Annotated in this window: 21 protein-coding genes; 5 read left to right on the forward strand and 16 right to left on the reverse strand. The window is 74.6% G+C overall.

What is annotated here, in order from left to right; translation table 11 throughout:
* Positions 1 to 224: 224 nt before the first annotated feature.
* Complete coding sequence (gene purD, locus LHA35_RS11520; RefSeq protein ID WP_226608393.1) at positions 225 to 1,493, reverse strand: phosphoribosylamine--glycine ligase; 1,269 nt, start codon at positions 1,491 to 1,493, stop codon at positions 225 to 227.
* 99 nt (positions 1,494 to 1,592) lie between these two features.
* Here purD and xseA point away from each other — a divergent pair, with 99 nt between their 5' ends.
* The 3 genes from xseA (at position 1,593) to LHA35_RS11535 (ending at position 4,889) form a co-directional block, all read left to right on the forward strand.
* Complete coding sequence (gene xseA, locus LHA35_RS11525) at positions 1,593 to 3,074, forward strand: exodeoxyribonuclease VII large subunit (RefSeq protein WP_226608394.1); 1,482 nt, start codon at positions 1,593 to 1,595, stop codon at positions 3,072 to 3,074.
* Between the two features lie 119 nt (positions 3,075 to 3,193).
* Positions 3,194 to 4,027 (forward strand): M23 family metallopeptidase, encoded by an 834-nt coding sequence (locus LHA35_RS11530; RefSeq protein WP_226608395.1) that lies wholly within the window; start codon positions 3,194 to 3,196, stop codon positions 4,025 to 4,027.
* 109 nt (positions 4,028 to 4,136) lie between these two features.
* Positions 4,137 to 4,889 (forward strand): SDR family NAD(P)-dependent oxidoreductase, encoded by a 753-nt coding sequence (locus tag LHA35_RS11535; protein WP_226608396.1) that lies wholly within the window; start codon positions 4,137 to 4,139, stop codon positions 4,887 to 4,889.
* A gap of 108 nt (positions 4,890 to 4,997) precedes the next feature.
* Here LHA35_RS11535 and LHA35_RS11540 read toward each other — a convergent pair whose 3' ends face one another.
* The 13 genes from LHA35_RS11540 to LHA35_RS11600 all read right to left on the reverse strand — a co-directional run bounded on the left by LHA35_RS11540 (position 4,998) and on the right by LHA35_RS11600 (position 17,427).
* Positions 4,998 to 6,023: an amino acid ABC transporter substrate-binding protein gene (locus tag LHA35_RS11540; protein ID WP_226608398.1), complete on the reverse strand. Its 1,026-nt coding sequence runs from the start codon at positions 6,021 to 6,023 to the stop codon at positions 4,998 to 5,000.
* 79 nt (positions 6,024 to 6,102) lie between these two features.
* Entirely contained in the window at positions 6,103 to 6,888 is a 786-nt protein-coding gene (locus LHA35_RS11545) for an ATP-binding cassette domain-containing protein (RefSeq protein WP_226608399.1), read from the reverse strand.
* Positions 6,888 to 8,168: an ABC transporter permease DevC gene (gene devC, locus LHA35_RS11550; RefSeq protein ID WP_226608401.1), complete on the reverse strand. Its 1,281-nt coding sequence runs from the start codon at positions 8,166 to 8,168 to the stop codon at positions 6,888 to 6,890. The genes LHA35_RS11545 and devC overlap by 1 nt, the downstream gene beginning before the upstream one ends.
* Entirely contained in the window at positions 8,165 to 9,202 is a 1,038-nt protein-coding gene (locus tag LHA35_RS11555) for an efflux RND transporter periplasmic adaptor subunit (RefSeq protein ID WP_226608403.1), read from the reverse strand. The genes devC and LHA35_RS11555 overlap by 4 nt, the downstream gene beginning before the upstream one ends.
* A 61-nt stretch (positions 9,203 to 9,263) precedes the next feature.
* Positions 9,264 to 9,488 (reverse strand): hypothetical protein, encoded by a 225-nt coding sequence (locus tag LHA35_RS11560; RefSeq protein ID WP_226608404.1) that lies wholly within the window; start codon positions 9,486 to 9,488, stop codon positions 9,264 to 9,266.
* Positions 9,485 to 10,087, reverse strand: coding sequence for a TetR/AcrR family transcriptional regulator (locus tag LHA35_RS11565; RefSeq protein WP_226608406.1), 603 nt, complete (start codon positions 10,085 to 10,087; stop codon positions 9,485 to 9,487). Before LHA35_RS11565 ends, LHA35_RS11560 begins: the two co-directional genes overlap by 4 nt.
* Positions 10,088 to 10,139: 52 nt before the next feature.
* On the reverse strand, positions 10,140 to 11,015 hold the full coding sequence (locus tag LHA35_RS11570) for a lysophospholipid acyltransferase family protein (RefSeq protein WP_226608407.1): 876 nt from the start codon (positions 11,013 to 11,015) through the stop codon (positions 10,140 to 10,142).
* A gap of 55 nt (positions 11,016 to 11,070) precedes the next feature.
* Positions 11,071 to 12,060, reverse strand: coding sequence for a tetraacyldisaccharide 4'-kinase (gene lpxK / locus LHA35_RS11575; RefSeq protein ID WP_226608506.1), 990 nt, complete (start codon positions 12,058 to 12,060; stop codon positions 11,071 to 11,073).
* 145 nt (positions 12,061 to 12,205) lie between these two features.
* Positions 12,206 to 13,549, reverse strand: a complete 1,344-nt coding sequence (locus tag LHA35_RS11580; protein WP_226608409.1) for a 3-deoxy-D-manno-octulosonic acid transferase — start codon at positions 13,547 to 13,549, stop codon at positions 12,206 to 12,208.
* Positions 13,546 to 14,268: a lysophospholipid acyltransferase family protein gene (locus LHA35_RS11585; protein ID WP_226608411.1), complete on the reverse strand. Its 723-nt coding sequence runs from the start codon at positions 14,266 to 14,268 to the stop codon at positions 13,546 to 13,548. The genes LHA35_RS11580 and LHA35_RS11585 overlap by 4 nt, the downstream gene beginning before the upstream one ends.
* Positions 14,269 to 14,455: 187 nt before the next feature.
* Positions 14,456 to 15,430, reverse strand: a complete 975-nt coding sequence (locus LHA35_RS11590; protein ID WP_226608413.1) for a tripartite tricarboxylate transporter substrate-binding protein — start codon at positions 15,428 to 15,430, stop codon at positions 14,456 to 14,458.
* Positions 15,431 to 15,543: 113 nt separating this feature from the next.
* Positions 15,544 to 16,548: a glycosyltransferase family 4 protein gene (locus LHA35_RS11595; RefSeq protein WP_456316080.1), complete on the reverse strand. Its 1,005-nt coding sequence runs from the start codon at positions 16,546 to 16,548 to the stop codon at positions 15,544 to 15,546.
* A gap of 75 nt (positions 16,549 to 16,623) precedes the next feature.
* Positions 16,624 to 17,427, reverse strand: coding sequence for a UDP-2,3-diacylglucosamine diphosphatase (locus tag LHA35_RS11600; RefSeq protein WP_226608415.1), 804 nt, complete (start codon positions 17,425 to 17,427; stop codon positions 16,624 to 16,626).
* A gap of 449 nt (positions 17,428 to 17,876) precedes the next feature.
* Here LHA35_RS11600 and LHA35_RS11605 point away from each other — a divergent pair, with 449 nt between their 5' ends.
* Together LHA35_RS11605 and LHA35_RS11610 are read left to right on the forward strand one after the other, a co-directional pair.
* The gene (locus tag LHA35_RS11605) at positions 17,877 to 18,752 is read left to right on the forward strand and encodes a diacylglycerol/lipid kinase family protein (RefSeq protein WP_226608417.1); all 876 of its coding nucleotides are present in this window, start codon (positions 17,877 to 17,879) and stop codon (positions 18,750 to 18,752) included.
* A gap of 272 nt (positions 18,753 to 19,024) precedes the next feature.
* Positions 19,025 to 19,780: an outer membrane protein gene (locus LHA35_RS11610; protein ID WP_226608418.1), complete on the forward strand. Its 756-nt coding sequence runs from the start codon at positions 19,025 to 19,027 to the stop codon at positions 19,778 to 19,780.
* A gap of 268 nt (positions 19,781 to 20,048) precedes the next feature.
* On the opposite strand, the gene LHA35_RS11615 is transcribed toward LHA35_RS11610, so the two are convergent.
* Both LHA35_RS11615 and LHA35_RS11620 read right to left on the reverse strand, forming a co-directional pair.
* Entirely contained in the window at positions 20,049 to 20,231 is a 183-nt protein-coding gene (locus tag LHA35_RS11615; protein ID WP_226608420.1) for a hypothetical protein, read from the reverse strand.
* Between the two features lie 177 nt (positions 20,232 to 20,408).
* Positions 20,409 to 21,395: a TIM44-like domain-containing protein gene (locus LHA35_RS11620; protein WP_226608421.1), complete on the reverse strand. Its 987-nt coding sequence runs from the start codon at positions 21,393 to 21,395 to the stop codon at positions 20,409 to 20,411.
* Positions 21,396 to 21,517: the final 122 nt, after the last annotated feature.

Below are 21,517 nucleotides of genomic sequence, written 5' to 3' on the forward strand. Positions count from 1 at the left end.
CGCCCCGCCTGCCCATTGCCGCCTGGAAATCATGCCGACTCGTCCTCTCCTCGTCGCGCCGGACCCTGGCGGGCGGCCGTGCGAGCGCCCAATCAGGATCGCTTGCGCGGTGGCCTCATACCGACCGGGCGCTCGGCCGCCTGCGGCGGCTGCGGGACAGGACCCATGCCGGCGGGCACCGCAACGGCCGGCGGATCGGCGTTCATGCCCCGCCGGGGTCCGCGCTACAGCGCCCGATGGGCGATGTCCCGCCGGCAGAACCCCTCGGGCCAGCCGATCGCATCCACCGCGGCATAGGCCGCGTCGCGCGCCGCCCGCACCGAATCGCCGGTGGCGGCGATGCCGAGCACCCGGCCGCCCGTCGCCACCACCGCGCCATCCGCCCGCCGCGCCGTGCCGGCATGGAAGACCTGCACGCCGGGCACGGCGGCGGCCCGGTCCAGCCCGCGGATCTCGGTGCCCTTGGCGTAGCTGCCGGGGTAGCCCTTCGCCGCCATGACGACGACGAGGCTCGGGCGGGCGTCCCAGCGAAGGTCGAAGTCTTTCAGTTCCCCGTCGCAGGCCGCCAGCAGCGCCGCCAGCAGGTCGCTCCGCAGCCGCAGCATCAGCGCCTGGCATTCCGGGTCGCCGAAGCGGACATTGAACTCGATGAGCTTCGGGCCGCGATCGGTGATCATCAGCCCGGCGAAGAGCACGCCGCGGAAGGGCGTGCCGCGCCGCGCCATCTCCGCCAGGGTCGGGCGGATGACCTCGGCCATCACCTGGTCCTGCAGCGCATCCGTGAAGACCGGCGGCGGGGAATAGGCGCCCATGCCGCCGGTATTCGGCCCCGTGTCGCCGTCGCCGACGCGCTTGTGGTCCTGCGCGGCGCCGAGGGCCAGCGCCGTCTCCCCGTCGCAGAGGGCGAAGAAGGAGACCTCCTGGCCGATCAGGCATTCCTCTATCACCACCGCGGCGCCGGCGGCGCCATGCACGCGGTCCTCCATGATATCGGCGATGGCGGCCTCGGCCTCCTCCACCGTCCCTGCCACCACCACGCCCTTGCCGGCGGCGAGGCCATCGGCCTTCACGACGATGGGGGCGCCCTGCGCGCGGATATGCGCCCTCGCGGCGGCCGGGTCCTCGAAGCGGGCCCAGGCGGCGGTGGGCACGCCGGCGGCGTCCGCGACCTCCTTGGTGAAGCTCTTGCTGCCCTCGAGTCGCGCCGCGGCGGCGCTCGGGCCGAAGCAGCGCAGGCCGGCAGCGGCGCAGGCATCGGCGAGGCCGAGGGTCAGCGGCGCCTCCGGCCCCGCCACCACCAGGTCCACGGCCTGCGCCCTGGCGAAGGCGATCAGGCCGGCGATGTCCTCGGCCCCGATCGCCACGCATTCCGCCACCGCGGCGATGCCGGCATTGCCCGGGGCGCACCAGAGCTTCGTCAGCAGGGGCGAGCCGGAAAGCGCCCAGCACAGCGCATGCTCCCGCCCGCCGCCGCCGACCACGAGGACCTTCATGCCTTGGTGCCTTCGCCTGTTGCGGCCGGTTCGGACCGCATCCTGAAACATCCGGGGAACGCCCTCCCCGCGCGGGCGCCCCTAGCATATCCTGCCCCGATGGACACGACTCCGCCGCGCCCCCAGGGGACGAACACGGCCGCCAACATCCCGGAATTCGCGGTCTCCGAGATTGCCGGCGCCATCCGCCGCACGCTGGAGGACGCCTTCGGCCGGGTGCGGGTGCGGGGCGAGATCACCGAGCTCAAGCGCTACCCTTCCGGGCACATCTACCTCTCGCTCAAGGACGAGAACGCCAAGCTGGAATCGGTGATCTGGAAGACCTCGGTCCCCCGGCTGGCGATCAAGCCGGAGAACGGGGTGGAGGTGATCGCCACCGGCAGGATCGGCACCTACGCCGACCGCTCGAAGTACCAGCTCGTCATCGACCGCCTGGACTATGCCGGCGAGGGCGCCCTGCTGGCGCGGATCGAGAAGCTGCGCCTGCGGCTGCTGGAGGAGGGGCTGTTCGCGCCGGAGCGCAAGCGCCGCCTGCCGGTCCTGCCGCGGGTGATCGGCGTCGTGACCTCCGAGCGGGGGGCGGTGATCCAGGACATCCGCACCACCATCGCCCGGCGCTTCCCGCGCCACCTCATCCTCTGGCCCGTGGCGGTGCAGGGCCAGGGTTCCGCCGAGCAGATCGCGGCGGCCATACGGGGATTCGGCGCGCTGCGCCCCGATGGCCCGGTGCCCCGGCCCGATGTGCTGATCGTGGCCCGCGGCGGCGGCAGCCTCGAGGACCTGATGGCCTTCAACGAGGAGATCGTGGTCCGCGCCGCGGCCGAGAGCCCGATCCCGCTGATCAGCGCGGTCGGGCACGAGACGGACACGACGCTGATCGACTTCGCCTCCGACCGCCGCGCCCCGACGCCGACCGCGGCGGCCGAGATGGCAATCCCGGCGCGGGCCGACCTGCTGGCCGACCTGGCGCAGACCGAGGCGCGGCTGCTGCAGGCCGGGCGTTCGATCCTCGACCGGGCGCGGCGGCGGCTGATGATGGCCGAGCGCGGCCTGCCGGATCTGCCCGGCATCCTGGGCGCCATGCGGCAGCGGCTGGAGGACCGGGGCGAGCGGCTGGCCGTGGCGCTGCCGGGGCTGATCGAGCGCAAGCGCGGCATCCTGGCCCGCATCGCGCCCCGCCTGCCGCATCCGCGGGAGGGGATCGCGGCCCGCCGCGCGGCGCTGGCGATGCTGGAGGCGCGCAAGGTCGCGGCCATGAAGCGCAGCCTGGCGCGCGCCGGCACCGCGCCGGCCCTGGCGCGCCTCTCCACCGCGCCGGTCGCGGCGCTGGTGCGGGAGAAGCGGGCGCGGCTGGAGGGGCTGGTGGCGCGGCTGGAGGGCGTGTCCTACCAGGCGGTGCTGGCGCGGGGCTTCGCGCTGGTCGCGGATGCCGAGGGCGCGCCGCTGACCAGCGCCGCCGCGGTGCCGCCGGGCGGCCGGCTGACGCTGACCTTCGGGGATGGCCAGGTGGGCGCGACGGCGGATGGGGTGAAGCCGGCGCGCAGGAAGCGCGAGGGCGGCGACCAGGGGGCCTTGCTGTGATGCGGACAGAGCGGCGGGGTGACCTCCCCCAACTGGATGCCTCCGGCGTCCAACCTTCCTCCTCCCCGGACTCCAGGACCCGGCGGTTCAGCCGGCGGCCCCGGGGACAGGCAAGGGCGTTGGATGCCCAGGGCGTCCAAGGGGGAACAGCGTCCCCCGCCCTGCCCCGCCGCGGCCTGCTCGCCCTTCCCGTCCTGGCCGCCCTGCCCGCCCGCGCCGCCGGCCTCTCCCAGGGCGCGCTCGTCACCGGCCGCGTCGCCCCCGGCACGCGCCTCGCCCTCGATGGCCGCGCGCTGCGGGTCGGCCCGGGCGGCGAATACGCCTTCGGCCTCGGCCGCGACCACGGGGCGGAGGCGGTGCTGACCGTGATCCCGCCGGGTGGCCGGGCGGAGCAGCAGCGCCTGCCGGTCGGGAAGCGGCAATGGCCGGTGCAGTCCATCACGGGCCTGCCGCCGGCGCAGGTGACGCCGGATGCCGAGGCACTGCGGCGCATCACGGCGGAGCGCGAGCGCCTGGCCGCGGCGCGCGCCGTGGACAGCGCCCTGACCCATTTCGCCGAGGGCTTCGTGCTGCCCGCACGCGGGCGGGTCAGCGGAGTCTTCGGCAGCCAGCGCATCCTGAACGGGGAACCGCGGCAGCCGCATTACGGCTTCGACATCGCCGCCCCCACCGGCACGCCGATCTTCGCCGCCGCCGCGGGCATGGTGACGCTGGCCGGGGATTTCTTCTTCTTCGGCCGGATCATCGTGCTGGACCATGGGCATGGGGTGAACACGCTCTATGCCCATTGCGCCTCGGTGGAGGTGGCGGAGGGGCAGCGCGTTCCGGCCGGGCAGCGCATCGGCGCCATCGGCGCCACCGGCCGGGTGACCGGGCCGCACCTGCATTTCGGCCTGTCCTGGTACGCCACCTGGCTGGACCCGCAGCCGGTGCTGCCCCCGGTGGAGGGCTGAAACCGCCGCCCGCCGCGGCGGTTGAGGCACGACGCTTGGCAGGCGCGGCGAGCAGGGTCACGCCTCCGGGCGGTCCCGCCTCCCGGCGATCTGCTCTTGGAGGGATGCGATGGCTGACAATTTCGCCCGGTACCCGAGCCTCCAGGACCGGGTGGTCCTGATCACCGGCGGGGCGAGCGGCATCGGCGCCTCGCTGGTCGAGCATTTCGCGGCGCAGGGCTCGCGCACCGCCTTCCTCGATTTCGACGAGCAGAACGGCGCACGGGTGGCGGAACGCACCGGCGCGCTGTTCCTGCGCTGCGACCTGCGCGACATCGCGGCACTGCGCGCGGCGATCGGGCAGGTGCGGGAGCGCCTCGGCCTGGTCACCGTGCTGGTCAACAACGCCGCGCGCGACGACCGCCATGGCTGGGAAACGGTGGAGCCCGACTACTGGGACGAGCGCATGCAGACCAACCTGCGCCACCAGTTCTTCTGCGCCCAGGCGGTGGCGCCGATGATGAAGGAGGCCGGCCATGGCTCCATCATCAGCATGGGCAGCGTCTCCTGGATGAAGGCGCAGGGCGGCATGCCGGCCTATACCGCGGCCAAGGCCGCGGTGCGCGGGCTGGCGCGCGGGCTGGCACGGGACCTCGGGCCCTTCGGCATCCGCTCGAACGAGGTGGTGCCGGGCTGGATCTTCACCGAGCGGCAGGAGCAGCTCTGGGCCTCGCCGGAGGCGGTGGCCGCGAACATGGAGCGGCAATGCCTGAAGGAGAAGCTCTATCCGCCGGACATCGCGCGCATGGTGCTGTGGCTGGCGGCGGATGACAGCCGCCTGGTGACGGCGCAGACCTTCATCGTGGATGGCGGGGCGGTGTAGCGCACCGCTGCCTTCGGCAGGTCCCGGCATGGGCAGGACCCGGACCGATCCGGCCCAGGTCCTGGCCTTGGCAGGGCAGCGTGGGGGGACAGGGTCCCCCCGCATCCCTCACCGCAGCGGCAGCGCGTAGAGCAGCCCGCCCCTGGTCCAGATCTCGTTCGGCCCGCGCTCCAGCCCCACCGGCGTGTCCGGCCCCATGGTGCGGTCGTAGATCTCGCCGTAATTCCCGACGGCGCGGATGACGTTGTAGGCCCAGCTCCGGTCCAGCTTCAGCGACTCGCCCAGTTCCGGCGTCACGCCCAGCAGGCGGCGGGTGTTCGGGTTCTGGCTGGTGCGGCGCATCTCCTCCGCATTGGCCTTGGTCACCCCCTGCTCCTCCGCCTCGATCAGGGCATAGGTGTACCAGCGCACCAGGTCGAACCATTGCGGGTCGTCGCGGCGGACATAGGCGCCGTGGGGCTCCTTGCTGAAGCGCTCCGGCAGGATGGTCCATTCCTTCGGGTTGGGCAGGGAGGAGCGCGCGCCGGCGAGCTGCGAGGCATCCGTGCCGAAGGCATCGCAGCGCCCGGCGACCAGCGCCGCGACGGCCTGGTCCGTCCGCTCGAACAGCACGGGCTGGAAGCCCTGCCTGATGCTGCGGAAATAGTCCGCCGTCACCTGCTCGTTGGTCGTGCCCTGGATCAGGCAGATGGTGGCGCCGGCCATCTCGCTGGCTTTCGAGATGCCGGCATTCGCGCGCACCATGAAGCCGTGGCCGTCGTAGAAATAGGTGACGGCGTGCCGGAGGCCGAGCGTGGTGTCGCGCAGCATGGTCTGGGTGCTGGTGCGGAAGAGCACATCCACCTCGCCCGAGCCCAGCGCGGTGAAGCGCGTGGAGGAGGAGAGCGGCACGAAGCGCACCCTGGCCGGGTCGTTGAAGATTGCCACCGCCAGGCCGCGGCAGAGATCCACATCCATTCCCTGCCAGGTGCCGCGGCTGTCCGGCAGGGCGAAGCCCGCGACGCCGGTATGGATGCCGCAGATGAGCTGGCCGCGCGCCTTGATGGCCTCCAGCGTCTGCTGCGCCTGGGCGGCCGCGCCGGTGAACAGCGCGCAGGCGAATGCCGCGGCGGCGATGAGACCTCGTCCCAGCATGCTTCCCGGACCCTTCTCTCGGAACGGGCCCGACGTTCCTGCCCAGAACGCAGGCTGTCAACGGCTCGTCGGCCCCGAATCAGGGCGACGGAACGGCCCCTGCCTCTTTCATGGGCACGATGCGCCCATCCTCCATCGCGATGATGCGGTCCGCGATGTCGAGGATGCGCGGGTCATGGGTGACGAGCAGGATCGGCACGCCGCGCCGCCGGGCGAGGTCCCGCAGCAGCCGCACCACCTCCCCGCCCGATTGCCGGTCGAGCGCCGCGGTCGGCTCATCCGCCAGGATCAGGCCGGGATCGCCGGCCAGCGCGCGGGCCACCGCCACGCGCTGCCGCTGTCCGCCCGAGAGCTGGTCGGGCCGGCTGCCGCCGCGATCGCCGAGGCCGACCGCGGCCAGCATGGCGGTCGCGCGCGCGAGCCGCCCGGCCTCGGTCGTCGCGGGGTCCAGTTCCAGCGCCATCGCCACATTCTGCTGCGCCGTGAGGAAGCCGAGCAGGTTGTGCTGCTGGAAGATGAAGCCGATGCGCCGGCGCAGCGCCACGCGCTCGCCCTCCGCCGCCCCCATCAGCTCCTGGCCCAGCACGCGGCAGCTTCCCTCCTGCATCGCCCGGAGCGCGCCGATCAGCGTCAGCAGCGTGGTCTTGCCGCTGCCGGAGGGGCCCGTCAGCAGCACGATCTCGCCGGGCCGCACCGTCAGCGCGATGTCGCGCAGCACCGGCCGGCGCAGCTCGCCCTCCCCATAGGCGTAGGAGAGGCCGCTGATCTCGACCGGCGCCGGGCCGGCCGGGGCGGGCAGCCGCCCGATCACCGGAGCGCCTTCAGGCGTGGAGGCGTGCATCGGCCGGCCGGGAAGCGCATCCATCAGAACATGTCCGCGGGGTTGGCGTCCCGCAGCTTGCGCATGGCAAGCAGGCCGGCCGCGGCGCACATCGTGAAGATCATGGCGAAGACGCCGAGCGCGCGTTCCGTATCCATCGCCAGCGGCAGGAAGGTGCCCTTGCCCACGACGTCATAGAGCAGGGCCGAGAGCATGAAGCCCGGGAGAAAGCCGAGCACGGCGAGGATGAGCGCGGCCGAGAGCACGGCGCGGCCGAGATAGAGGTTCGAATAGCCCATCGCCTTCAGCGTGGCGTATTCCTTGAGATGGCTGGCGATGTCGCTGAACAGGATCTGGTAGACGATCACCATCCCGACGATCAGCCCCATGATGCTGCCGAACATGAAGATGAAGCCGATCGGCGTCGCCTCCTCCCAGTAACTGCGCTCATGCGCGACGAGCTGCGGCTGGGTCAGCACCATGACATCGGGCGGCATGATCTGCCGCAGCCGCGCGACCGCGGCCTCCCGGTCCGCGCCGGGGGCCAGCCTGATGGCGACGAGATCCACCTGGCTCGGCAGCCGCTCCTTCACCACGCGGCGGAAATTCAGCTCCGACATCACCACATTGCCGTCGGCGCGGAAGGAGGGGCCGATCTCGACCAGCCCGACCACCTCCATCATGCGGTTGGCGACCTGCACCTCGAAGGGGCCGCGCTCGGCCAGCAGCCGCGGCACCGGGCCGAATTCGGGGCGGGAGCGCAGGTCGAAGGCCATGCTGTCCTGCCGCTTCAGCGCCTCGGCCAGCGGGGCGAGGCCGGGGAAGTCCATCACCCCGGATTCGATGTCGAAGCCGATGAGCTGGACGGCGCGGCGGGTGCCGTCCTCCGGGTTCCGCCAGGTCGCCTGGGTCAGGTAGACCGGCACGGCCGCCCGCACCTCGGGCAGCGCCATGGCCTGGCTGGCGCGCACGCGCGGGAGCATCTCCGGCTTGAAGCTCACCGTCGTCAGCGGGTGCATCAGGAAGATGTCGGCCCGCATGGCCGAGAGCAGCGCCGTCGCGCTGTCGAAGAGCGCGGAGCGGAAGCCGAGCTGCATGAAGACCAGGACGCAGGCGAACATGACGCCGGCGATGGCGGAGAAGAGCCGCGCCCTCTCCGCCCGCAACTGCCGCCAGGCGAGCCGCGCCGGCAGCAGCAGCGCGGCGCCCGGGCGGGCGCGCGGCGCGCGGGATTCCGGCGGCGGCGCGTCGCCGGTCAGCTCCGGCGCCCAGGGGAGGAGGCCGGGCGCCGGGGGCGCCGGGGCCTCAAGCGGATAGGCGGTCATGGCCGGATCGCCACCTGCACCTGCATGTTGGTCCGCCGCTCCAGCACCGCGCGGCCTTCCTCGCCGAGGGTGAGGCGCACCTCGACCGTGCGGGCATCGACGGCGGCGACCGGGTCGGTGCCGGCCTGGGTCGTGCGCCGCACCAGCCAGCCGATCTCGCACACCGTCGCGGGGTAGCGGCGGGACTCGCCCGGCACCACCACCTCGGCCGGCGCGCCCTCCCGCAGGCGCGGCAGGTCGGTCTCGAAGACATCGGCCACCACGTCCAGGCGCGAGAGATCGGCAAGGTCGAGCAGCCCCTCCGTCCCCACCTGGTCGCCCGGACGCGCGTAGATCTTGAGGATGGTGCCGGCGATCGGCGCGAGGATGCGCGACAGCGCCGCATCGGCGCGCGCCTTCCGCAGCGCCGCCTCGGCGGCGGCCAGCTCGGCCTCGGCGACTGCCAGGTCCTCCGGCCGGGGCGTTAGCAGACGCTGCAGCTCCGCCTCGGCCTCGGCGCGCTCGGCGGCGGCGCGGCTGGCGGCGAAGCGGTTGCGCTCGGCGGCGGCGATGTTGCCGGCGCCGGAAGGCAGCAGCGCCTCGGCCCGCTCGGCCTCCCGCCGCGCGCTCGCCTCGGCGGCCTGCAACGCCTGGATGCGGGCGCGCTGCGCCCCGATCTCCTCCGGCCGGCCGGCGGCGCGGATGCGGGCCAGGGCGGCGCGGGCCTGCGCGACCTGCGCCTCCGCCTGCGCGACGGCGGCGTCGCGCTGCGCGGCATCGGCGAAGACGGCGAGGAGCTGCCCCTCCTCCACCCGGTCGCCCTCGGCGACCAGCAGCCGGTCCAGCCGGGCGATGCTGAAGCCGCCGGGCTGGTTCAGCTTGCGGATGCGTGAGGCCGGCTCCACCCGGCCGAGCGCGCCGACGCCGATGGGCGCCGCGGCGACCGGGGCCGGGGGCACGGTCCGGTCGGCGGTGCCGTCGCGGGTCCAGAGCAGGGCGCCCGCCCCCGCCGCGCCCAGCGCCAGCACCGCCAGCAGCAGGGCCTTGCGGGTCACGGGACGGCGCCCCCGACCGGCGGGATGCGGCGCGGCGCCGCGCATGGCCTGCGCTGCCGGGTCATTCGCCGGCCTCCAGCCAGGGCTCCAGCGCCGCGGCGAATTCCGCCTCGTCCAGCGCATCGCGCGCCATCAGCGCGGCCTCGAAGGGATCGCCGCAGCCGAGCAGCGAGGCGAGCGCCCCGATCAGGCCGGGCGCTTCCGGCCCCGCCTGGGTGGCGGCCGCGGCGGCGCCGGCGAGGAGCATGACGCCGGCCACGCCGGCGAGCACCGTGGCGAGTTTCATGGGCGCTGCTCCAGCAGGCGGGAGAGGGCGGCATGCATGTCCTGGCGCTCCTGCCCGGTGGGCGTGTAGAGGCCGAAGATGCGGGCCATGAACAACCCGTCGCCGGCCGCCATGATGATGCCGCCATGGCCCGGCGGCAGGCCGTCCGCCGCCACCGCCTCCCGCATCCTGGCGATCACGGCGCGGATCGGGCCCAGCAGGGCGGGATCGTGGTGGAAGGCGGCGAGGAAGACGGCGGCGGCGCGGTCGCAGCGCTCGTTGCTCGCCTCGGGCGTCAGCTCGAAGGCCCAGGCCAGCATGGCGCGGGCGACCCGGCCGGGCCCTTCCGGCTGGGCGGCGATGGCGGCCTCGAAATCCAGCCGCATCCACTCGGCCATGCGGGCGAGCAGGCCGGTCAGCAGCGCCTCCTTGGAGGCGAAGTGATAGAGCAGGCCGCCCTTGGAGACCCCGGCCTCCCGCGCCGCGGCCTCCAGCGTCAGGCCGCTGACGCCGCGGGCGCGGACGATGGCCTCGGCCGCGTCGAGGATGCGGGTGCGGGCATCGCCGGCTGCCGGGGCCTGGGGTGGCGTGGCCTGGACTGTTGCGGGTCCGTCGCTCATGCCCTTCAACTATACCGGCTGGACGGTCTGTCAACCGTCCAGCCGGTATGGCTCAGGCCGAATTGTCCCGGGGCCAGCGCCGGTGCAGCCAGAGCCACTCCGCCGGCCGCTCCCGGATCCAGGCGGAGAGGCGGTCATTCACCGCCAGGGTCAGGGCCCGGATCGCCGCCTGGCGGTCCAGCCCGTCCGGCACCGCCAGAGGTGGCTCCACCACCAGCCGGAAGCGGCAGGGGCCGAGGCGCTCGACGCGGACGGGGATCAGCGGGCAGCGGAAGCGCAGCGCCAGCTGCGCCGGCGCCGGCGCGGTCATGGCCGGGATGCCGAGCAGCGGCACCGCGATGCCGTCATTCAGCTTCTGGTCCGCGAGCATGCCCAGCACGCCGCCGCCCGAGAGGAATTTCAGCGCCGCCCGCGCCCCCTGCGCCCCCTTCGGAAACAGCGGCAGGGGCTCGCCTTCCACCGCCCGGGCGCGCAGCCCGTTGATCAGGGCGTCCACCAGGGGGTTGTCGGCCGCCCGGTAGACGCTGCCGATGCGGATGCCGAGGCGCGCCGCGGCCGGCGGCAGCACCTCCCAATTGGCGATATGGCCGGAAACCAGGATCGCCGGCCCGCCCTGCGCGACGAGCGGCGCCAGATGCGCCTCGCCGACGATCTCCCAGTGCAGGGCCGGCAGGTGCGGCAGTTCGGCGACCGTGCGGCCGAGATTGTCCCACATCCCGCGCACCACCCGCCGGCGCGCCGCGGCGTCGAGTTCCGGCAGGGCGCGGGCCAGGTTGTCCCGGGCGATGCGCGAGACCGGCAGCAGGGGCCCGAGGGTCCGCGCGAGCGCGCCGCCGAAATCGGAAGCACCGACCGGCCCGAGCACGCGGGCGAGGGCGAAGAGCAGCCGCGCGGCAAGGCGCTCCAGCGCGAATTGCAGGGATTTCAAGGCGGGTCACATCCTGGCAGGCGGAATCGGGCGGGGCGCGGGGGCCGCGCCGCCCTCATGCCGGCACCGGCACCCGCTGCGCCAGGGGGTCGAGCAGGCCCTCGATCGCCGCCGGCTCCTCCCATTCCAGCCGGATCGTCACCACCGTGACGCGGCTGCGGAAGGCGGGCGGGATGCGGACGAAATCCTTGCGCGTGGTGACGGGGATGGCGCGCAGCCGGTCGGCCTCCGCCAGCAGGTCCCGCAGGTCGCCTTCGTCATAGGGGTAGTGGTCGGCGAAGGGCACCCGCCCGGCCAGCACCGCCCCGGCTTCCTGCAGGGTCGAGAAGAATTTCCGCGGATTGGCGATGCCGCAGAAGGCATAGACCGGCTGTCCCGCCAGCAGCTCCGCCTCCGGCCCCGGCTTCAGGCTGGCGCGCAGCACCGGCAGCCGGGGCGGCAGATGCGCCAGCGCGCCGCACTCGTCCTCCCCGATCAGCACCGCGGCGCGGCAGCGGGCGGCGGCGTCCTCCGGCCTCTCCCGCAGCGGCCCGGCCGGGATCATGCGTCCGTTGCCGAAGCCATAGGTGCCATCGATGACGAGGAGGGAGAGGTCCTTCTCCAGCGTCGGGTTCTGCAGCCCGTCATCCATGACGATGCACTGCGCTCCGCCGGCGACCGCCGCCCGCGCCCCGGCGGCGCGATCGGCCGAGATCCAGGCCGGCCGCTCGGCCGCCAGCAGCAGCGCCTCATCGCCGACCGCCTGGCTGTCATGCTGCACCGGGTCCACCCGCAGCGGCCCCTTCAGCCGCCCGCCATAGCCGCGCAGCAGGAATTGCACCGCGACGCCGCGATGGGCCAGGCGCCGGCCGAGATCGAGCGCCACCGTGGTCTTGCCGGCGCCGCCGGCGGTGGCATTGCCGCAGCAGATGACCGGCACGGGCGCCTGCCAGCCCGGCCGCCGCATGCGCCGCGCGGTGGCCGCGCCATAGAGCGCCGCGATGGGGGAGAGGAGCAGGGGCAGCAGGCCCCGCCCGTCGCCGGTCCAGAATTCGGGGGCACGAATCACGCCTTGACCGGTCCTCGCCTTGCCCAGGCCGGCGCCCGTGGCGCCGGCTGTCCCGCTCACACCGGCGCCCGCGGCGCCGGCTGCCTCGCTCCCGGGTGCCGCCCCGCGCCGGCCATGCCGGTCCGGGGCCGCCCCCCGGCCCTCAACGCCCCAACCGCCCCGGCGCTGCCGCGGCGGCGAAATCGGGCGTCGCGGCCCCGTCCTCCGGCCCGGCACCGGGGAGGAGCCCGATCAGCATCCCCGCCAGCCGGTCCGGCAAGCCGGCCTCCGCGGCGAGGGCCGCGGCGGCGGCTTCTGCCATGGCGCGTCCGCGGTTCCGGTCGGATAGCACGGCGCCCGCCGCGCCCGCCAGCGCCGCCGGCTCGGGCGCCACCCGCAGCGCCCCGCCGGCGGCCAGCAGCCGCGCCACCGGCTCCTCGAAATTGAAGGTGTGCGGCCCGAGCAGGATGGGGCAGCCGAGCCGCGCCGGCTCCCGCGGGTTCTGCCCGCCATGCGGCACGAGCGAGCCGCCGACCAGGCAGACCCCGGCCAGCCGGTAGAACAGGCCGAGCTCCCCCAGGGTGTCCGCGACATAGACCGCATGCTCCGGCCCGGGCAGCGCGCCGGCGGCCCGGCGCGCGACGGGCAGCGGCGCGAGCCCGGCCGCGATGGCGGCGCCGCGCTCGGGATGGCGGGGGACGATCACCGTCAGCAGGCCGGGATGCGCCGCCGCCAGCAGGGGATGGGCGGCGCCGAGGATCGCCTCCTCCCCCGGCTGGGTGCTGGCCGCGAGGAAGACCGGCCGCCCCCCGATCGCGCCGCGCAGCGCCGCCAGCGCCGCGGGGTCCGCCGGCAGGGGCGGCGCGGCATCCTTCAGGTTGCCGGGGCTCAGCACCGCCGGCGCGCCGAGGGCGCGCAGCCGCGCCGCATCGGCCTCCGACTGCGCCGTCACCAGGCGGAAGGCGCGGATCAGCCGGCGGCCGAGCCCCGGCGCCAGCCGCCAGCGCCGGGCGGAGCGGGCGCTGAAGCGCGCATTGACCAGGGCCAGCGGCAGCCCCCGCGCCTCGGCCGCCGCGATCAGGTTCGGCCAGAGCTCGGATTCCACCAGCACCGCGCCATCGGGGCGCCATGTGTCGAGGAAACGCTCCACCCAGGCGGGGACATCGAGCGGCACGAAGCGGTGCAGCAGCCTGCCCCCCAGCGCCTCCGGCAGGCGCCGGCCCAGCGTCTCGGCCGCGGTCACGGTCCCGGTGGTGACCAGCAGGGAGAGGTCCGGGGCGCGGGCGGCCAGCGCCTCCAGCAGCGGGATGACCGAAAGGGTCTCGCCGACGCTCGCCGCATGCAGCCAGAGCAGCCGGCCGGGCGGGCGCGCCGCCCCCTCCCCGCGCCGTTCATGCAGGCGCGCCGGGATCTCCTTGCCGTTCCGGGCCCGCCGGCGGAGATGCAGCGGCAGCAGTGGCGCCGCCGCGGTCGCGGCCCAGCGCCAGAGCAGCAGCCCGCCGCTCATGCCAGCGCGGCGCGCGCCGCGGCCGGGGCGGCGGCCCAGGCATCGGCGGTGTCGCAGGCGGCGGAGAGCGCGGCCTCGATGGCCGGCAGGGCGGCCAGCGGATCGGCGCGGTCCACCATCACCGGCGCGCCCGCCACCAGCACGCCGCGGCCGAAGGGCAGCGGCAGCACCATCCGGTCCCAGCTCGGCAGCACCCGCGCCCGGGTGGTGCGGGCGGCGCAGGGCAGCACCGGCAGGCCGGAGACGGCGGCGAGCTGCGCGACGCCCGGCGCCGCGACGCGCCGCGGACCGCGCGGGCCGTCCGGGGTGATCACCACAACGTCGCCCTGCGCCAGCACCCGCAGCAGCACCCGCATGCCGGTGGCGCCGCCCTTGCTGGTGGAGGCATGCACCATCTCCAGCCGGAAGCGCCGCACCACCTCCCCGATGAAGCGGCCATCGCGGTGGCGGGAGACGAGGACATGGGCGCGCCGGCCGCCAATGCCCGGCACGCGCCGCAACGCCTCGAGCCAGAGCATGGGCATCATCGGCAGGCGCTCATGCCAGAAGGCGCCGATCACCGGCCGTGGCGCGCCGGAAGGGGCGCTGAAGGCGGCGCGCAGATGCTCCTCGCCGAGCAGGGTCCAGCGCGTGGTGCGGTAGACGGCGGCGAGATAGAGGCCGAGCAGCCGGGCGAAGAGCGCCTGGGCGGCGTCGGAGCGGATCAGCCGCCGGAACATGGAGGGTGAGTCATGGCGCGCGCGAGGCGGTAGCACGATGGGGGCGGAGCCGGAATAGCGCCCGCGCGCCCGGCGCGCCGCGTGGGCGGGACCGGAGCGGCCCGGGCCGACAGCGGATTGCATTCGCTTCTGCTCGCCGGTCCGCTGCGGCACGCCGTTCATGGCGCGGCTTCGCGCGCCCGGGCGCTCAGGCCGGCGGCAGGGGGAATTCGCGGGCGAGCGCGCCGAGACGCGCGCGATCGGCGGCGAGCAGCGCGGCGAAATCCTGCAGCCGCTCCGGCCGGGCCGCCTGGCCGCGGGCCGCCAGGCGGCCCCCGATCGCCGCCATGGCCCCGCCCGCCTCGCGCGCCAGCGCCTCGGCCAGGGCGGGCGGCATGCCGCGCCAGCCGAAGAGGCCGAGCATCCCCTCCTGCCACAGCGCCGGGAAGCCGGCCTCGGCCGCGGTCGGCACCTCCGGCACGGCCGCGGCGCGCCCCCGCCCGGTGGTGGCGACCAGCCTGGCCCGACCCTCCCGCGCCAGCGGCAGCGCGGTCGCCAGCGGCACCAGCGCCGCCTGCAGCCGGCCCGCGGCGAGGTCGGCCAGCGCCGCCGGGGCACCGCGATAGGCGACATAGGCCATCTCCGCCAGCCCGGCCTCCCGCAGGAAGGCCCGCATGGCCAGGAAGGGCGCCCCGGGCGAGGCGTACCAGTTCAGCCTCGCGGGGCCGGCCGCGCGGGCCTCGGCGACGAGGCCCGGCAGCCCCTCCCCCGGCAGGTCCTTCGCGGCGAACAGGCCGAAGGCATCGGCCGCGAGCGCGGCGAGCGGCAGCAGCGCCTCCAGCGGCTCATAGGGCGGCGGCGGGCTGCGCAGCAGGGGCGAGACGGTGAGCGCGCTGGTGAAGCTCACCAGCAGCGCCTCCCCCGGCCGCGCCGCGAGCATCGCCTCGATGGCGAGCAGGCCGTCGGCGCCCGGCCGGTTCTCCACCGGGAAGGGCTGGCCGAAGCGGCGGGCGAGCGGCTCGGCGACCTCCCGCGCCACCAGGTCGGGCGCCGAGCCCGGCGGCGCCGGGACCAGGAGGCGGACCGGCCGGTCGGGCCAGGCCGGGGCCTGCGCCCGCGCCGCCGGCGCACCAGGCAGGATCGGCAGGCCCAGCGTGAGGCCGCGCCGTGTCACGCCATGCATGGCTCGCTTCGCCCCGCATCCGCTTGCGGACAACGCTACCGGCGCGGTTGCGGCATTGCGGGTCACGGCTGCGTGGGAGAGCGCGGCATGGGCGGGCCGGGCTCCGCCTCAGCTCATCCCATAGGCACCAATTGCCGCCGGAAGGCCGCCGCGCAGGCCTCCCAGGAGAAGCGCTCGGCATGCGCCCGGCAGGCCGCCCGGTCGCAGTCCAGCGCCGCCAGCGCCGCGCGCCGCAGGTCCTCATCCAGCACCCCGGCGCCGGAGCCCGGGATGACGTCGCGCGGCCCGGTGACGGGATAGGCCGCGACCGGCGTGCCGCAGGCCATCGCCTCCAGGATCACCAGGCCGAAGGTATCGGTCCGGGAAGGGAAGACGAAGACATCGGCGCCGGCATAGGCGCGCGCCAGCGCCTCGCCCTGCCGCCAGCCGGCGAAATGCGCCGCCGGGAAGCGCCGCGCCAGCGCCTCCCGCTGCGGCCCGTCGCCCACCACCACCTTCGATCCCGGCAGGTCGAGGGCGAGGAAGGCCTCGATGTTCTTCTCGACCGCGACCCGCCCGGCATAGAGGAAGACCGGGCGCGGCAGCCCCTCCCACACCTCGCGCGGCGCCGGCCGGAACAGGGCGAGATCGACGCCGCGCGTCCAGGGCCGGACCTTGGTGAAGCCGCGCGCCGCGAGTTCGGCGCGGAGGGAGGGCGTGGCGGCGAAGGTGCCGTTGCCTGCCTCGTGGAAGCGCCGCAGCACCGCCCAGGCGAGGCCGGGCGGCAGGCCGGTGCGGGCCTGCACGTATTCGGGAAACTTCGTATGGAAGCTGGTGGTGAAGGGCCAGCCGCGCCGGAGGCAGAGCGCGCGCATCGCCCAGCCCAGCGGCCCCTCGGTGGCGATATGCACCGCGGTCGGGCCATGGGCGTCCACCATGGCGCGCAGCCGCGCGCCCAGCCGCAGCGCCAGGCGGATCTCCGGATAGCCCGGCATCGGCAGGGTGCGGAAGCGGTCGGGGCCGATCACCTCCACCCCATCGCCCCGCGCGCGCAGCCGCTCGGCGACGGTCGAGAGCGTGCGCACCACGCCGTTCACCTGCGGCGCCCAGGCATCGGTGACGATCAGCAGCCGCAGCATGTCGGCATCCCGCAGCAGCCCGGCCGCGCCGTCCGGCGCGGCCTCCCGGTCGAGATACATGGCGGGACCGGCGGCTCAGGCCGTGGCCATGGCGGGGGGCGCGGCCTGCCGCCCGAAGGAGAGGCGGCTCTCGGCCGCCCAGTCCAGCAACTCGAACCGGCCATCGGCATGCTCGACCAGCGCGGTGCAGCTCTCCACCCAGTCGCCGTCATTCATGTAGAGCACGCCATGGACGCTGCGCATCTCGGCATGGTGGATATGGCCGCAGACCACGCCGTCCAGGCCGCGGCGCTTCGCCTCCATGGCCAGCGCCACCTCGAAGCGGTCGATCGCCTTCACCGCCTCCTTCACCTGGCGCTTCAGCCATTGCGAGAGCGACCAGTAGGGATAGCCGAGGCGGCGGCGGACATCGTTGAAGACGCGGTTGAGCGTCAGCGCCCATTCATAGGCGCGGTCCCCGAGATGGGCGAGGAACCTGGCGTAGCGGATCACGCCGTCGAACTCGTCGCCATGCATGATGAGGTAGCGGCGGCCATCGGCACCCACATGCACCGCATCACGCGCCAGCGTCACGCCCGCGACCTCCAGCCCCAGCCAGGCGCGGAACATCTCGTCATGGTTGCCGGGGATGTAGGTGACCTGCACGCCGCGCTGCGCGAGGGCGAGGATGTGGCGCAGCACCTCGTCGAACTCCTCGGTCCAGTACCACGACTTGCGCAGGCGCCAGCCATCGATGATGTCGCCGACCAGGAAGAGCCGCTCGCATTCCGTGCGCCGCAGGAAGTCGAGCAGGAAATCCGCCCGGCAGCCGCGCGTGCCGAGATGCACGTCGGAGAGGAAGATCGTGCGGTAGCGCCTTGTCGTCTCCGTGATCTGCATCGCACCCGCCCTCCGAGGCCCGCCTGGCCGCGCTGGAAGATCGGCGCGGCGCCGGCCGTTGCGCGAAGGCAGTAGCGCGGCGCGACGGCATTGGTCGTGAATCTTGCATGACGCGGCGGGGTTCCGGCGCGGCGGGCCGCAGATGTCATGCGGCTGACACGGCGCTGTCGCGGCACCGTCGCGGCGCTGCCCCTAGAGCCAGGGACGGCTGAGTGGACCCACTCGGGCGGCGTGGTCGGCTCGTCCAGACAACTGGCAGGGCCGTCCGGCGCGCGTCCGACGGTCCGGGGCGGATCGCGCGAGGGCATGGATGCCTGGACGCCTGCCCCGCCCGCCCCCAGGACTGGCCGGGCCACCCGGCGCGCATCGCCAGGCGCGCCGGATGGCCCGGCGGGTCACGCGGCGCCGGCGCGCGAGGCCCGCCGGCGGAAGAGGGCGCAGGACCCCGCATGCTCATCGTCTTCAACCCCGCGGCCGGTGCCCGGCGCCGCCGCCGCCTCTCCCGCGCGCTGGAGGCGCTGGCGCGCGCCGGCATCCCGGCCCGTGTCGCGGAGACCCGGCATCCCGGCCATGCGACCGCCCTGGCGCGCGAGGCGGCGGGGGATGGCGTGCCCATCATCGTCGCGGCCGGCGGCGACGGGACGATCGCGGAGGTCGCGGCGGGGCTCGCTGGCTCGGCGGCGCGGCTCGGCATCCTGCCCCTCGGCACGGCGAATGTGCTGGCCGCGGAGCTTGGCCTGCCGCCGCGGCCGGAGGCGGCGGCGGCGGTGCTGGCGGCGGGGCGGGCAGCCCTGCTGCGGCCCGGCCTCGCGCGCTTCGGCGACGGCACGGAACGGCTCTTCGTGCAGATGCTGGGCGCGGGCTTCGATGCGGAGGTGGTGGCGCGGCTCGACCTTGGGCTGAAGCGGCGGCTGGGCCGCGGCGCCTATGCGCTGCAGGGGCTGCGGGAACTGGCGCGCTACCCCTTCCCGCCCTTCACCGCGGTGCTGGACGGGGAGGCGGTGGAGGTGGCGAGCGCCATCATTTCCAAGGGCCGACTCTATGCCGGGCGGCACCTGCTGGCGCCGGCGGCGGTGCCGGGCGAGTCCGGCTTCCAGGTGGCGCTGTTCCGCCCTGGCGGGCCGTGGCGCGCGGCGCTCTGCGGGGCGGCCCTGCCGCTCGACCTGCTGCCCCGGATGCCGGGGGTGACGCTGCGCCGGGCCTGGCATGTGCGGCTGGACGGGCCGGCGGTGCCGGTCCAGGCGGATGGCGATCCGGCGGGGCGCCTGCCGGTCGAGGTGACGGAGGCGCCGGGGCCGCTGCGGGTGATGCTGCCGGCCGGATAGCGGGGTGGGGGCGCCGGAGCCCGTCCCCCTCGCCTGTTCTTGCGGTGTCCTCGCCCAATTATCACCGAACAGCCGAGGCTCACTCACAAGTCAAAGAATGAAAACAGGCCCTTTATACCCAACCAACATGCGAAATTACGCCAATATATAACAACACCCTGAGTTCCTGACGCCTTCAGTATTGTTGAGCATAAGGAACACCCTTGCCTCATTAGGGTCCGCCTACTCGGGACGCGGGAGATGGCCCGCGCAGCAACATCGAGGTCGGGCGGATGGGATATAGCAAGGGCGTGATGGCGGCAGGCGTCGTGCTGCTGGGACTGGCGACGGCCACGGAGGCAACGGCGCAGACCACCGGCCTCTATATCGGCCTCGGCGCGGGCGCGAATTTCCGCCAGGACTCCGACCTGACGCTGCAGGGCAACGGCGCCGCCATGGCGCGCCGCATGGGCCTGGGCACGGACGGCACGCTCGGCTTCAAGGGGGCGAGCCCGGCGGTGGCCGTCAGCCTGGGCTGGGATTTTGGCGCCCTGCGGGCGGAGCTGGAGTTCAGCTACCGCGACAATGACGTGGACTCGCTCTCGATCCCGGGCATCCGCGGCAAGACCACGCTCACCGGCTCGGCCAACACCTATGCGGTCATGGCCAACCTCTTCTACGACATCGAACCGCTGCGCGTCCGGGTGGGCGTGCCGGTGACGCCCTATATTGGGCTTGGCGCCGGCTATGCCTGGTCCGAGTACAACGAGATCATCATGCGCAACGGCGTGGGCGGCGCCGGGACCTATGGCGTGGATGGCCGCTTCGCCTATCAGGCCATCGCCGGCCTGTCCTGGGACCTCTCGGGCCTGGTGCGCGGCCTCTCCCTGACCACCGAGTACCGCTACTTCGCGGTGCTGGACCAGACCGTGTCCTTCGGCGCGCAGCTCGGCCGCTTCGGCTTCCGCGATGGGGAGGTGAAGGCGACCAACCGGAACCATGCCGTCATGGTCGGGCTGCGCTACGCCTTCTGGACGCCGGCCCGCTGACCACCCGCCCCCGCGGCATCGGGAGGCGCAGGGCGGGAACGGGCGGCATGGGTGCGGGACCGGCGGGCAGAGGGCGCCACGGGCCGGCCCGCTCCGGGCCGGAAGCAACCGGACGGCGTTGCCGGCCGGAAGGCCGGGACGTCCCCCGGCGGCCGGGGATGCCGCCGCGGCAGGCGTTCAGCCCCGGCGAAGACCTGGATTCGGGGCCGCCTTCCCGGCCGGGGAAGGGAGGGGCAGGCTGGCGGCGCCTTGATCGGCGCCAGGCCGTTCAGCCCGCGCGGCGCAGGGCCAGCACGGCCGCGGCGAGGCCGCTGGCCAGGGAGAGCGCGCCGAAGGCGGGGGCGGCCAGCAACGCCGTGGGCGCCAGCGCGGCCGCCGGGCCGAGCGCCAGCCCCACCAGGGCAAGCCCGCCGATGGCGGACAGGACGGCGAGGAAGCACAGGGCGATCATGAACGGGGTCTCCTCGAATGGCGTGGTGGCAGCGCCCTCTGCCACGATCATGCCATGATTTGGCCCCGGTCCACCACAATTGCGACCGCGCCGCCCCCGCCCAGGGGCGGAGACGGCGCGATTGTGACCGAAAATAGGCAGAAGAAGGCGGGGGCGGCCGTGCCGCCCCCGTCCCGGTCACTTCGTCTGCTGGATGGCCGAGAGCAGCCAGGGGCCGCCCTGGGTCCGGACGAAGGTCCAGAGCTCCGTCACCGTCACGCGGCGGTCCGGATCGCCCTCCACCACCACGCCATCGCTGATCCGGCGGGTGACGTCGATCTGGGAGAAGCGCATGGCGACAGTGGCATATTCCCGCGCGCCCTCGCGCCAGGCCTCGGCCAGGTCGCCCTTCTCCAGCACGGTGTCCCGCGTCTCGTTCCGCCAGCCGCGGCGGGCGAGATCCTGCAGGTCGCTGCCGAAATACTCCATCATCTCCGGCGTGGCGACGCCGCGCATCAGCCGCTCATCCTGCCGCGACCAGGCCTCGTTCACCACCTTCAGGGCGTTGTCGAAGGCCTGGAAATCGGCGGGCGCGAGCTGGATCGGCTCGCCGGCCGGGGCCGCCGCGCCGCCGCCATAGGCCGGGCGGGGACCATGGCCGACAGTGTCATGCGCCTGCCGCGCCATGCCGCGCGGGATCCCGGCCATGGCCGGCTGCGCCCCCTGCTGGCGACGGCGGAGGAAGCCGACGACCAGCCAGACCAGGCCCGCGATGAGCGCGATCTGCAGCAGGAAGCCCAGGAAGCTGGCGAAGCCGGTGAAGCCGCCGAACAGCCCGTGGCCGAAGAGCAGCCCGCCGAGGCCGACGCCGATCAGGCCGCCCATCATGCCCGCCATGAAGGGGCTGCGGGAGAAGAAGCCGCCCGCCGGGTTGGGCTGGCCGATCGGCGGCCGCGCCGGCGAGGTCTGAGCACCGGGCGCGCCGGGCCGCGAGGGCTCGGTCATCGTCCGGTCCATCGGCCGGGCCGTGCCCGGGGCGGTGCTGGTGGAGGGCGGCGCGCTGTAGGTGCGCGAGCCGCGGCTGCCCGAGGAGCCGCCACCGCCCGGCCGCGCATCGGCGAGCGCCGGCGCGAGCACGAGCGCCGTGGCGGCAAGGGCCGCGAGCAGGAAGGCAGGACGACGCATGGTCTGGGGTTTCTCCGGCATTGTCTTACTTGCCTGCAATATAGGGAACCGGCGGGACGATTGCGACGGGAAGCGGATGGTCCCGGGCGAATCCCCGGAGGCCACGGCCCGGGCCCTCGCGC

This window comes from Roseicella aerolata, assembly GCF_020523605.1.
GTDB lineage: Bacteria > Pseudomonadota > Alphaproteobacteria > Acetobacterales > Acetobacteraceae > Paracraurococcus > Paracraurococcus aerolatus.

Bases quoted from the DNA above. Each gene is read 5' to 3' on its own strand.
- purD (WP_226608393.1), bottom strand. From the start codon at position 1,493: ATGAAGGTCCTCGTGGTCGGCGGCGGCGGGCGGGAGCATGCGCTGTGC.
- xseA (WP_226608394.1), top strand. From the start codon at position 1,593: ATGGACACGACTCCGCCGCGCCCCCAGGGGACGAACACGGCCGCCAAC.
- LHA35_RS11535 (WP_226608396.1), top strand. From the start codon at position 4,137: ATGGCTGACAATTTCGCCCGGTACCCGAGCCTCCAGGACCGGGTGGTC.
- LHA35_RS11540 (WP_226608398.1), bottom strand. From the start codon at position 6,023: ATGCTGGGACGAGGTCTCATCGCCGCCGCGGCATTCGCCTGCGCGCTG.
- LHA35_RS11545 (WP_226608399.1), bottom strand. From the start codon at position 6,888: ATGGATGCGCTTCCCGGCCGGCCGATGCACGCCTCCACGCCTGAAGGC.
- devC (WP_226608401.1), bottom strand. From the start codon at position 8,168: ATGACCGCCTATCCGCTTGAGGCCCCGGCGCCCCCGGCGCCCGGCCTC.
- LHA35_RS11560 (WP_226608404.1), bottom strand. From the start codon at position 9,488: ATGAAACTCGCCACGGTGCTCGCCGGCGTGGCCGGCGTCATGCTCCTC.
- LHA35_RS11565 (WP_226608406.1), bottom strand. From the start codon at position 10,087: ATGAGCGACGGACCCGCAACAGTCCAGGCCACGCCACCCCAGGCCCCG.
- LHA35_RS11580 (WP_226608409.1), bottom strand. From the start codon at position 13,549: ATGAGCGGCGGGCTGCTGCTCTGGCGCTGGGCCGCGACCGCGGCGGCG.
- LHA35_RS11585 (WP_226608411.1), bottom strand. From the start codon at position 14,268: ATGTTCCGGCGGCTGATCCGCTCCGACGCCGCCCAGGCGCTCTTCGCC.
- LHA35_RS11590 (WP_226608413.1), bottom strand. From the start codon at position 15,430: ATGCATGGCGTGACACGGCGCGGCCTCACGCTGGGCCTGCCGATCCTG.
- LHA35_RS11595 (WP_456316080.1), bottom strand. From the start codon at position 16,548: ATGCTGCGGCTGCTGATCGTCACCGATGCCTGGGCGCCGCAGGTGAAC.
- LHA35_RS11600 (WP_226608415.1), bottom strand. From the start codon at position 17,427: ATGCAGATCACGGAGACGACAAGGCGCTACCGCACGATCTTCCTCTCC.
- LHA35_RS11605 (WP_226608417.1), top strand. From the start codon at position 17,877: ATGCTCATCGTCTTCAACCCCGCGGCCGGTGCCCGGCGCCGCCGCCGC.
- LHA35_RS11610 (WP_226608418.1), top strand. From the start codon at position 19,025: ATGGGATATAGCAAGGGCGTGATGGCGGCAGGCGTCGTGCTGCTGGGA.
- LHA35_RS11615 (WP_226608420.1), bottom strand. From the start codon at position 20,231: ATGATCGCCCTGTGCTTCCTCGCCGTCCTGTCCGCCATCGGCGGGCTT.
- LHA35_RS11620 (WP_226608421.1), bottom strand. From the start codon at position 21,395: ATGCGTCGTCCTGCCTTCCTGCTCGCGGCCCTTGCCGCCACGGCGCTC.